10 protein-coding genes and 2 pseudogenes are annotated in these 10,583 nt (G+C 69.0%); 4 read left to right on the top strand and 8 right to left on the bottom strand.

The window, feature by feature from the left end:
- Window positions 1–59: 59 nt before the first annotated feature.
- Both CCN35_RS30240 and CCN35_RS29525 read left to right on the top strand, forming a co-directional pair.
- On the top strand, window positions 60–230 hold the full coding sequence (locus CCN35_RS30240) for an HGGxSTG domain-containing protein (protein ID WP_301478298.1): 171 nt from the start codon (window positions 60–62) through the stop codon (window positions 228–230).
- Between the two features lie 246 nt (window positions 231–476).
- Window positions 477–734 (top strand): annotated as a pseudogene (locus CCN35_RS29525) (replication initiator); the annotation flags it as partial.
- Between the two features lie 114 nt (window positions 735–848).
- Here CCN35_RS29525 and CCN35_RS17260 read toward each other — a convergent pair.
- The 4 genes from CCN35_RS17260 to CCN35_RS29995 form a co-directional block, all read right to left on the bottom strand.
- On the bottom strand, window positions 849–1,304 hold the full coding sequence (locus tag CCN35_RS17260) for a hypothetical protein (protein ID WP_211285539.1): 456 nt from the start codon (window positions 1,302–1,304) through the stop codon (window positions 849–851).
- 304 nt (window positions 1,305–1,608) lie between these two features.
- Window positions 1,609–2,031, bottom strand: coding sequence for a lactococcin 972 family bacteriocin (locus CCN35_RS17255; protein WP_079129778.1), 423 nt, complete (start codon window positions 2,029–2,031; stop codon window positions 1,609–1,611).
- 96 nt (window positions 2,032–2,127) lie between these two features.
- Window positions 2,128–2,421: a hypothetical protein gene (locus CCN35_RS28095; RefSeq protein WP_143631599.1), complete on the bottom strand. Its 294-nt coding sequence runs from the start codon at window positions 2,419–2,421 to the stop codon at window positions 2,128–2,130.
- Window positions 2,422–2,798: 377 nt separating this feature from the next.
- Window positions 2,799–2,924: a hypothetical protein gene (locus CCN35_RS29995; RefSeq protein WP_281254805.1), complete on the bottom strand. Its 126-nt coding sequence runs from the start codon at window positions 2,922–2,924 to the stop codon at window positions 2,799–2,801.
- A 349-nt stretch (window positions 2,925–3,273) separates the two neighbouring features.
- Here CCN35_RS29995 and CCN35_RS17245 point away from each other — a divergent pair, with 349 nt between their 5' ends.
- Window positions 3,274–5,979, top strand: a complete 2,706-nt coding sequence (locus tag CCN35_RS17245; RefSeq protein ID WP_236560641.1) for an ADP-ribosylglycohydrolase family protein — start codon at window positions 3,274–3,276, stop codon at window positions 5,977–5,979.
- Between the two features lie 271 nt (window positions 5,980–6,250).
- Here CCN35_RS17245 and CCN35_RS28420 read toward each other — a convergent pair whose 3' ends face one another.
- The 4 genes from CCN35_RS28420 to CCN35_RS17230 all read right to left on the bottom strand — a co-directional run bounded on the left by CCN35_RS28420 (window position 6,251) and on the right by CCN35_RS17230 (window position 9,755).
- On the bottom strand, window positions 6,251–6,409 hold the full coding sequence (locus tag CCN35_RS28420; RefSeq protein ID WP_158100417.1) for a hypothetical protein: 159 nt from the start codon (window positions 6,407–6,409) through the stop codon (window positions 6,251–6,253).
- 42 nt (window positions 6,410–6,451) lie between these two features.
- Entirely contained in the window at window positions 6,452–7,537 is a 1,086-nt protein-coding gene (locus CCN35_RS17240; protein WP_079129776.1) for a glycosyltransferase family 2 protein, read from the bottom strand.
- Window positions 7,538–8,297: 760 nt separating this feature from the next.
- Window positions 8,298–9,068: a formylglycine-generating enzyme family protein gene (locus tag CCN35_RS17235; protein ID WP_245863220.1), complete on the bottom strand. Its 771-nt coding sequence runs from the start codon at window positions 9,066–9,068 to the stop codon at window positions 8,298–8,300.
- A gap of 177 nt (window positions 9,069–9,245) precedes the next feature.
- Window positions 9,246–9,755 carry a hypothetical protein gene (locus tag CCN35_RS17230; protein WP_236560640.1) on the bottom strand — a complete coding sequence of 170 codons (510 nt, stop codon included), beginning with the start codon at window positions 9,753–9,755 and terminating at the stop codon, window positions 9,246–9,248.
- Window positions 9,756–10,042: 287 nt separating this feature from the next.
- Here CCN35_RS17230 and CCN35_RS28415 point away from each other — a divergent pair.
- Window positions 10,043–10,423: pseudogene (locus CCN35_RS28415) on the top strand (VOC family protein); the annotation flags it as partial.
- Between the last annotated feature and the right edge of the window lie 160 nt (window positions 10,424–10,583).

Here is a 10,583-nt window from a genome sequence, read left to right as displayed (position 1 = left end):
TTACGGGACAGCCCTTAGGGCTTCACGTCCTGCGTGACGAGACTGGAGAGGGACGAAGCATGGCCAAGTGCAGTGCGAAGACCAAGACAGGAAGGCCGTGTCAGCGGAAGGTGGTGACAGGCACCTCCCGCTGCCCGATTCACCAGGGGCCGTGGTCCGCATACGGAGTTGCTCAGCGGAAGGAGAAGGAGGCCAAGGAGAAGAAGCGCAAGATCCGCAAGAAGCGCTAACTCCGGCTGACATCCACAGGTGACATCAACAGCACCGGACGTGGGCACCCATGCGTGGCTCAGCACGCACTGTCCGATGGGGCAGGGGCTCTGCCGGACCGCATTCGGATCGAACTCCTAAAGCGGGTGTCGCAGGTTCGAATCCTGCCGGGGGCACCAGCCAAAAGGCCCCGGACCAATCATGGTCCGGGGCCTTTGACGGCAGCTTTTGACATCAACGAGGGCGGTCACTGACGACCGGAACGCCTCCTGAGCAGGCGGTCCGTGTGGCTCATGGCCTCCCGCTGCTACTCCACCACCCTCGGCGCCCTCCGCGACGCCCGCGTCGCATGGCGCCGGGCGCAGGCCGCTGCGGCGAGCGGTCCCGAGCCCGACACGGCATACGTCCGCACCCACTGGGTCTTCGCCGGAACCGGCCTGTCCCACGCCGAAGCCTGGCTCGCCGCATCCCTCGAACCCGCTCCCGGAACGGAAAATCCACCCCGAAACCAATCACACGCATGATCAGAAATCACGCGGTGGATCGAGGCTGATAGTGTCCGGGCCCCTCGTTTCCCATTCCGCCCGAGGCCAGTAGTCCAGGCGCTTGGCCTCGGCCGCCTTCACACATGGGGTCACTCAGCCATCGGGCTGCGCGGGCGAACGACGATTGTGCTTTTTCCATGCCGCCACGCCGATGAGGAGCACGATCAGCGCTATCGACGTCGCGCGAGCAGACTCCCAGGCCCATACCGCTGGAGATGAGGCCCTGGACGCTTCGGCTTGCAACCGCATCGTTGTCTCGGCGAGTGTGATAACTGGGATGAGGAGTTGAAATGGGAGGCGAATCGCGCCTTGGCGCGCCATCCAACCCGCCACACTGAGAAGCGGTCCCAAGATTAGGGCTGCGAGGCACCAATACAACGTCATGCTGGCAAATTGGCCCCATGAGAAGAACTCTCTGCCGCTGGTCTCCGAGAAATCGACTGTCCTGAAATCACCCTGTGTGGCCTTGAACGAGTAGTAGGAGACCACAGTGATGAGTAATGCAGCCGTGCCGACGGTGGCGGCCTTCAACTTGGATGTGCTTGCCATGCCGAGGTGAAAGGGGATGGCTGCGTAACACCAGCCGGCGACCAGGACTGCCCCGAGCGAGCTTGCCAATGGGCTAGCGGATGCGTCGAGGAGGGGGCCGCCAATTCCCACGGCGGCACACGTGGCGATGGCTAGCGACACAAGTTGCAGCGTGCGCATACTGGGACAACCTCGCGAGATATGGTGGGAATGAGTGAGTGGCCCGACCGCTCAAGGATGTGAGGTCATAAGAGACTGAAGCACCGGCCGCAGGTCTAGGGCGGCCGGTGCTTCAGTCGGTCAGACCGTGGTTAGACCGGCGAGATCAGTACGTGCTCCAGTAGGCGTTGCATGTGTGCGCGCCACCTGCCCTTGCGTACGCCTTCGCCCAGATGTTGGCGTTCCGAATGTCCTTGTCGGTCGCATTGGCTATGGCCACCGAGGCCGAGTGCTTCTTGGTGGGGTGGATGTAGTTGGAGTAGCACCCCTTGTAGACGCCGTCGGCGACGGTCCCGTAGTTCCAGTCTCCGCCACCCTTTTTCACCTTCGTGGTGATCATGTCGTCGGAGTCGAATTCGACATCCATCGGGAAGGTGGCCACGCCCCACTCGGTGGGAACCTCGCCGTTCGGCCCGCGCAGAAACTCGGGCGGGGCTTCCTCGGTGGACTTGTAGGTGGCGACGTGCACTTGCGGCTGCGAGCTGGCGGCGGCCGAGCCCGCAGTGGACAGAGCCCCCGTCGCAGCCATGCCGACCACGGCAGCCGATGCGAGAAGTTTTGCTGATCTCCTCAAGATCTCCCCTTGTCGTGTTCTTTGCGTGCTGACGCCAGGGAAGATCATTTGTCATTGCGGGGCTGTTTGTAAAGGGCCACCAAAGGTGTGTGCTGCGTTTTGACTTGAATTGATTGGCTGCACCTTTTCTCCTGGCGGATCACTGCTTTTACATTGTTGCTGCATTTGGTCTTTTGCTCGGCTTGGCCTTGATCTTGGGGTTTCATTGCGGTCCTCTGCGGGATCGGCGCGGGTCCACCGGTTCGACCACGGGCCCATGGCTTCGACGGCGCCCTCGCGAACGCGGTATTTCTTGCCGGGGGTCAGGTCCTCGTCCTCCAGGCGCCGCTCGACCGCAGCGCTCACGGCGTGGATCAGGTCGCGCGGGCTGGCGGGCTGCTCGTCGGGCGGGAGGAACGTTGCTGTGGTGGCGCAGACGGCGCGCAGGGTGGTCTATGAGATCCGCATGGATACATCCCGAGGGAAGGGGATCCGTGTCCGGACAGGCTGCTGAACGGGGCGGACATCGTCTGGACACCGGCCGGACGTGTGTCAGGCGCGGTCCCGGTCGGTGTGCTCACCGCCGTGCGCCTCGAAGTGGGCGCGGAGCGCTTCGCCGGCAGTTCGTACGCGCTCAGCCGTCCAGCCGGAACCGGACAGCGCCAGCCTGGCCAGCTCGTTCCACGCGCCCTCAACACCCCCGACTGGCACGCGAAGATGCACGAACGGCGCGCGGCGCATTCCTACGCCGCATCCGGGTCGAGCGCGGGGTCGTCCATCTGAAGAACCGGCAGGTACCGGCCCGGCACCTCGGCTGTCGCGAGCACATCAGCGACATCGTCCAGGCCGTCGCCAGCCTGCTGTCCCACCAGCAGAACGCGGACTTGATCCGGACACGGCGGATGCGAACACCGAGCCCCACCGAAGCCCTCGACGCCTCACTGCCCACCGTGCATGAGCTTGTCAGGTCGCGCCTCTTCGGAGACACGGCCACGAGGCCGGCGAGAGCGGCTGCCCATCCGGACAAGTGCTCAATATCGTCTTCTTGACGATTATCGAGGTGCCGTGTCAATCTGACGCAGCATCAAGCCGCTGATGAGCCGACTTCTTCAGCCCGCCGGTTGCGGCTGTGCCACCCGACTGCTTACGCCTGGGATCGCTGCCCGCCTGCCACCGCCCGGCTCACAGACGTGCGCCGCCGTACCACATGGAGGCCCCGTGGTTCACGCCCGTAAACCCCAGCCCCACTTGGACGTCCTGGGTATCGACCGGGCCGCCGGTGTCCTGCTCGGGGCAGCCGTGGGCGACGCGTTGGGCGTGCCCTACGAGTTCGCGGCAAGGCTGCGCGAGGACCAGCAGCCGCAGATGATCGGCGGCGGGCTGGGGCCGTATAAGCCCGGCGAGTACTCCGACGACACCCAGATGCAGGTGTGCATCGCCGAGGTGGCGGCCACCGGAGCCGATCTGCGCGCTCCCGAGGCCCTCGACGCGATTGCGGCGAACTTCCAGCGCTGGCTGAGGGAGGGTGCCAGTGATGTCGGGAACCAGACCAAAGCTGTACTGAATGCCGCCGACCGCGCGTCCGGAGCGGCGGGGGCGGCCATGCTGGAGGCCGCCCGCAGCTTCACCGCCGCCAAGGCGAACAGCGCCGGCAATGGCTCGCTGATGCGGACCGGGATCGTCGCTCTCGCCTACCTCGGCGACGTGGCCGCGATGGCCGAGGCGGCCGTCGCGGTCAGCGCGCTCACCCATCCGGACCCCGACTGCACCGACGCCTGTGTGCTGTGGTGCTCCGGCATCCGCACCGCAGTGCTGGAGGGAACCTTCGACGGCGTACGCGCCGGACTGGACCTGCTTCCCGCGGAGCGCCGAGTCCTGTGGGCCGAGCGGCTGGATGAGGCGGAAGCCCACCCTCCGCACCACTTCTCCCGCAACGGCTGGGTCGTTCACGCGCTTCAGGCCGCCTGGTCGGCCATCGTGCGCACGCCTGTCCCCGAGTTGAGCCCCGCCAAGGGCAGCTTCCCCGCCCAGCATCTGCGTCTCGCCCTGGAGGCGGCGGTCCGGGCCGGGACGGACACCGACACCGTCGCGGCCATCGCCGGTGCCCTGCTCGGCGCGCGCTGGGGCTGCTCCGGCATCCCGTTGCAGTGGCAGCAGGCCGTGCACGGCTGGCCCGGTCTCACTGGGGCCGACCTGGTCCGGCTGGCAGTGCTCACCGCCCGCAACGGAAGCGACGACGCCGCAGGCTGGCCCTCGGCGAAACACATGCCGATCCCGTCACACTCCAGCCGAGCCTTCGCCATACCCCACCCGCACGACCCCGGGGTCGTGCTGGGCAACCTCGCCCTGCTCCAGAGCGGTGAGCCGGTCGACGTCGACGCGGTGGTGTCGCTGTGCCGCATGGGCACGGGCCCGGTCCTGCCCGGCGCCGATGTCGAGCATGTGCGCATCTGGCTGGTGGACAGCGACGGGGACAACGCCAACCTCCACTACGTCGTGGACCAGGCCGCCCGTGAGGTGCTGCGGCTGCGCCGGGATGGCAAGCGAGTCCTGCTCCACTGCGCCGCCGGACAGAGCCGTACCCCTGCCATCGCCGCCGTCTACAGCCACTTGGCCACCGGGATCGACGCCGAAACCGCGCTGTCCGACCTCCGTGGGGTGCTGGTGCACGGCTGGCATTTGCCAGCGCACACCGAACTGCTCGACGCCGTGCACGCGTTGGCCGCCGGAAGAAGTGCATCGCCGGTGAGCCGGTCCCGGGAGAACGACGAGGTGCGGCTGGAGCGTGCCCCGGAGCCGGATCGTCGGACTGAGTTCTTGAAGGAGAAGTGGGCGGCCTCCCGGGTGCGCGGGCTGCTGCTCGGGCTGGCGGTGGGGGACACGCTGGGCGCGGCCCGGGGCAAGTTGCCGGCCGAGGGGTCGTTGCGAGCCGGGGTCAGCACCCAACTGGCCTGCTTCACCGTCGAGGGCACGATCCGCGCTTACGTGCGCGGTGACCACAGGGGCCTGTGCCACCCCCCGTCGGTGGTGTGGCACGCCTACTGCCGGTGGGCCGCCCTGCAGGGCATAGAGGTGGAGCGGATGCGGCGCCGCTGGATCACAGCTGGTGACGAGCGGTGGCCCGACGGCTGGCTCGCCCAGGTGCCCATGCTGGCACAGCGGCGGGGTTCGGCCCCGGCAACTGTGGCCGCCCTGTCCAAGATCGAGCAGGGAACCACGGAGAAGCCGACGACGACCAGCCGCGGCTGCCACGCACTCACCCGTACCCTCCCCGTCGCCGTGGCCGTCGCCGGGCGTGACCCGGGGTACTGGGTGAGGCAGGTTCGCGAAATCGCCGCCCTCACCCACGGTGACCCGGCCGCCCAGTCCGCCGCCGCCCACGCGACCGTGCTGCTCAGCCACTGCCTGACCAGCACTCCCGAGGCACAGGACGCCAGGTTCGCCGTGCGGTCGCAGGTACGCCAAGCCCTGGTGAACGCGGTCCACGCGCTTCCCGATCTGGACCTCGACCTGTCCAGCAGGGAGCACGTACAGCTCCTCAAGGCACTTGAGCAGGCCGACCGGCATCCCGCCGACCCGAAGCGGCTCGCGCACCTCGCCCCGGACGCCACCGCGCCCTCGGCGCTGCTCGGCGGTCTGTATGTCGCCGCGTCCTTCCCGGAGCGGGACCAGGTGGACGCCGCTCTGCGTTTCGCCGCCGGGGCGCCCGACGGCGACTCGGTGGCCTGCATGACCGGGGCACTGCTCGGAGCGGCCCACGGCGTGGAGGCGCTGCCCATTGACCTGGTGAGTCGTCATGAGCTGGCCTGGGTGCTCGACACCCTGGCCCGCGACCTCGTCGCCCAGATCGTCGACCGTCCCAGCGGCGGCGAGTACCTCGGAGGTTGGGACCCGCACTGGTGGGACCGCTACCCCGGCTGGTGATCTTGTAGGCGTAAGGAGTCGGTCCAGCGGCGCGCCTCCGTGTCATGGTGGAGGACGGGCCAAGGTGCCAGGGGCGTTGCGAGGCCTGGGTCGACCGGCCGGCTTCATTGGCACCGCCGCGATCACTGGTGCCTGTCACAGCCCCAGGCAGCCACGTGAACGGCCACCGTGCTCCTCGGGGCCGGCACACCGTGCCCGGAGCTGTGGCAGGTGGCCGGGGTGGCCGCTCCCGGGGGCGAGAGGGCCACCGCGGTCGTTCAGCGGGTCACGGTCAGGAGCGGTTTCCGCCCCGGGGCACGATCCGCATCACGGCGGCTCCCAGGGCCACCATGGCGAAGGCCGCCAGGCCCAGCCACACGCTGGTCATCAGTCCGAGACCGGTGGAGGCCAGCGCCCCACCGCCCACCGTCATCGCAGGGTTGTTGTACACGGTCTCTCCCACTTGATCTCTGGCAGTTACTGAAGCGACCCGCTACCAGGCGCGCTCACGGCGGAACACGGAGTCCAGGTACGCCTTGGCGTGGCAGGCCTGGAGCAGGAAGTCGAAGAGCAGCTCGTACATGGACGCGGCGAGCAGCATCCGTCTCCAGCCGCGCTCCCGTACGGTCACGACCCGCTCGACCACGAAGACGAGCGAGACCCAGAGCCAGAACTCGTGCAGACGGAACGAGTCCGTGGCCAGGGAGTAGGCGATGGTCGCCAGGTACACGGCGGTCACAAGGATGCCGATCATGCTCAGGAGCTGACGGCCCCAGTAGCGCCAGGTGATGTGCGTCAGGCCGTACTGGACGCAGTTCTCCACCGCTCCCCGCTTCCAGCGCAGCCGCTGGTTCCACAGGGCTCTCCACGTCGGCATGACCTCGGTGGTGAGCGTGCAGCCCTTGGGCGAGATCACCTGATGGCCCAGGTGCAGGACCGCGAAGGTCAGCTCGTTGTCCTCGGTGAGCACCGAGGTGTCGTAGACGCCCCCGCGTCCGTCCCCGGGCGGGAGCCGGCCCTTCAGGCGGGCCCGGGATATCTGCCGCAGCACCTGCACCCGGAACATGGCCGCCGTGCCGGTGAGCACCAGGCACTTGCCGCCCAGACGTCTCACGTCCCGTGCGTAGCGGGCGTACTCGTTGCGCTGGAGGTGGCCCACGAAGCCTCCGCCGGGCCCGCCCCGGAAGGTGCCGCCCACTCCTCCGTAGCCCTTCGCGAGGTGCTCCGCCCCGCAGGCCACGAAGCCGGGGTCCAGGACGCTGTCCGCGTCCGTCACGAGGACCACGTCGTCGTCGTGCAGCTCGGGCAGCAGGGCGGCCAGGGCCTGGTTCAGGCCTCCGGCCTTCTTGTGCCGGTTGCCCCGGGTCTCGAAGACCTCGGCTCCCAGGGAGGCCGCGATGGCCGCGGTGGCGTCGGTGCAGTTGTCCGCGACCACGACGACCCGCTGCGGAGGCAGGGTCTGCCCGTACAGTCCCCGGAGGGAGTCCGCGATGACGCCGGCCTCGTTGTGGGCCGGGATCAGGGCGATCACGTTGCGGGTCCTGGCGGGCGTCAGGCCCGTTCTTCGGTGCTTCCCCATGGGTGCCTCGTGCGGAGTCGTGCCGAGACGCGACCGGCGGCGCCCGGAAGGGGTGCGGCGGCCGGTTCACGTCTTCGGTCTCGTGCGGCTGCAAAACAGGCACAGAGGTGAGGCCGGTGCTGTCGGGGGCGCTGCGGAGCCGGGCCTGGGGCTGTCGTCGGCCGGGGCGACGACCGCAGTGGGGCTTCCCTCCTGCGCCTGCCTGGGCCGAGTCGGCCTCCGCCGGGCCGTCCTCCTCGCTGGGGACCGATGCCGGGCGGTGACCGTCAAAGGCGCGGTCGCCCCCGGCGCATGAGCGAGGCCGGCTTCATGGCGCCGCCCGCCGGACCCGGCCCCGAGGAACCTGTCCCGTGCATCACGCCGGACAGGCCGGTGGCCGCATGTCCGTGCATGACGCCCCTCTTGCCTCATCTCGGACGGCGAAGATCACGACCGTGCCCGTCGGCCGGCCGGATCACCCCACCCGCACCCCTCATAAAAGCTTCACATGAACTCCACATATGACGGCCGGCAAATCGTACTGCCGCAGACGGCTCCCCATAAGGGGCCACATCTCGCCCCAGGGCAGGGAGGAGATCGGGCCGCCCGTCGCAAAGCGGAACACATCCGCACAGTTGTCCCGCCTTCAACCAATTTTTGAGTGACAAAGATCACCCCAGGGCGGTCGCCCCCCTGCACATCCGGCGTCCCCGGTGGTGGTCACCGGCCGCCTGGACGCCTCCGCGGCAGCCGGCTCCTCGAGTCCGGCCGCCCTGGAGCGTCAAGGGAGCACTCGGGCCGGCGCCTTGCCGACGCGGACCGCATCCACAGGTGCGACCGGGCGGACCGCGGTGAAGTCCTGGAACTCGCAACGGGTGGCGGAGAGCAACAGCAGCCACTCGTCACAGCACTGCCACGGAGAGAGGTCGCCGGCGCCTCCGCGCACCACCCGCGGCCCGTCCCCGGTGCGGGGGCGTGCGTCCCTCGGTGCGTCCGTGAAATCCGGGATCCACACGTCGGCGCAGATTTCGTTCGCCGATCCCATCGCCGCCGGCCCGAAGGCGTTCTCGGCCGCGGCGGTGCGCTCCTCGTCGGCGAAGTCGTCGAGGACCTGGTCCTCGTCCGGCCTGCCGTTCCCCCGGAAGGTCAAAGTGGTCGTGCCCGCCCGGGCCGCGTACTCCCACTCCGTCTCGCCGGGCAGCCGGAAGGGCATCGCCTCGAGCAGGTCGTCCACGTCGCCCTCGAGCCGGGCCGTGCTCGAGTCCGACACGGCGAAGCTGTCCTCGTACTCGGGCAGCCAGTGCCGTACCTGCGCCACCGTCAGCGGATGCCGGGCGATCAGGAACGGCCCGACCCGCACTTCCCGCACCGGCCGGGCCCGGGCGGCGCCGGCGAAGAACGGCTCGAGATCGCCATCGGCACCGCCGGCCCGCTCGATGGCTCGCACCGCGTCCAGCTCCGCGTCGGACAGGCCCATCCGGAACGTTCCTCCGGGAACGGCCCGGAAGACCACCCCGGAGGGAAGGTGCCGCCACGCCGGTCGGCCGGCCACGATCTCCTGAGCCCACATGGCGCGGGACGTTAGCGGCCGGGCGTTCCGGTTGAAGGAGGGAAGGGAAGAGGGGGCGAGGGGATCCGCATTCCCTCGCGGGCAACCGGGCTGCACGGTCAGGTGGATTCCGATGAAGGCGGATCGGTGCGGCCTGGGGATGGGGCTGTGGTCCGTGTGTCAGGCGGCTGCGTATCGTGCGGCGATCAGGCGTGTCTCCTGCGCGGCCCCTGCCCGCAGCAGCATCGTTCCCGCCTCGCGTCCCTCGTGGTAGATGCGCAGGCGCGGGCCGTCGGTGAGCACACGCAGTTCTGTCCATGGGTACCGCCACAGCAGTGCGGAGCGTTCCCACAGGTGCAGACCGCGGGTGGTCACCAGAAGTTCGTATTGCGGGCCTTCGTGAGGATCGGGCGGGGTGTGCTCCTTGAACGGGGGCAGGACGACGTAAGTGCCGATGACTCTCTCGCCCGGTTCCAGGGCCTCTTTCCGAACGCCGGCGATACGGCCGAGCTGCGCCCCGGACCAGCCGGCGAGCACAGCCACCAATAAGCCCGTGCCCACCACCGCCCACCACGGCAGGGACGCCTCGGAGAGGGTGGCGACGACCTCCACGACCGCGGCGGACGCGCCTCCGACGGCACCGCTCAGCATCGCCCGCCGGAGGTGTTCTCTCCTGCGGCTCTCCCCCATGCCTCTCCTCCAGTTCGTGCTGACCGCCCCTCAGAATCCTTCATTCCCCCCACTTGACCGGTGAGTTCATTTCCCGGGCCGGAATCTGCCGGGTTTCCCGTCCGGGGCCGTGTCGCAGCGCGGGGAAGGTGCGGTTCTTCCGATGTCCGAGTTGCCGGCGCCGGCCGCCGGCTCCCGGAAGTGCGCGGGAACCGGCGTGCTCTCGCACGAGGTGCGGCGGGCGTCGTGCGCGCATTGACGTCATTCGGTGTGGTGGGACGGAAAGAGGCCGTGGCAGGCTCGCCCGCATGGTCTCGACAGTGCAGAACGTGGCGATCGACTGTGCGAACCCCTACGAACTGGCTCAATTCTGGAGCAAGGCGACCGGCTGCCCGCTGCATCCGGACAGCAGTCCGGGCGATCCGGAAATACAGGTGATGCTGCCGACGGGACCGCTGCTGCACTTCAACGAGGTCCCGGAGCCGAAAACGGTCAAGAACAGGGTGCATCTGTGCCTGCGTCCGGAGACCTCGCGGGAGGAAGAGGTCGAACGGCTGCTGGGTCTGGGAGCCACCGTGGTGGCCGACCGCCGGAGACCCGACGGCTCGGGATGGGTGGTTCTCGCGGATCCCGAGGGCAATGAGTTCTGTGTCCTGCGCAGTGAGTCCGACCGTGCCGCGATGGCCTCCCGCTCCTCGGGGGAGGACGGCTGTCGCGACGAACCGGGAGAGGCCGCGGTCCGGTCGGACCAGTGAGCGGAAGGGTCCGGGGCGGCGCCGGCCCTGCGGCGTCGTTCCGGGCTGCCCGTTCGGAGCGTTCCGCGGGTGGTGGCGGGTCCGTGGGCGGGGC

This window comes from Streptomyces thermovulgaris, from assembly GCF_002155915.1.
In the GTDB taxonomy this organism is placed as follows: domain Bacteria; phylum Actinomycetota; class Actinomycetes; order Streptomycetales; family Streptomycetaceae; genus Streptomyces; species Streptomyces thermovulgaris.
This window is presented reverse-complemented; position numbering and strand designations above follow the sequence as displayed.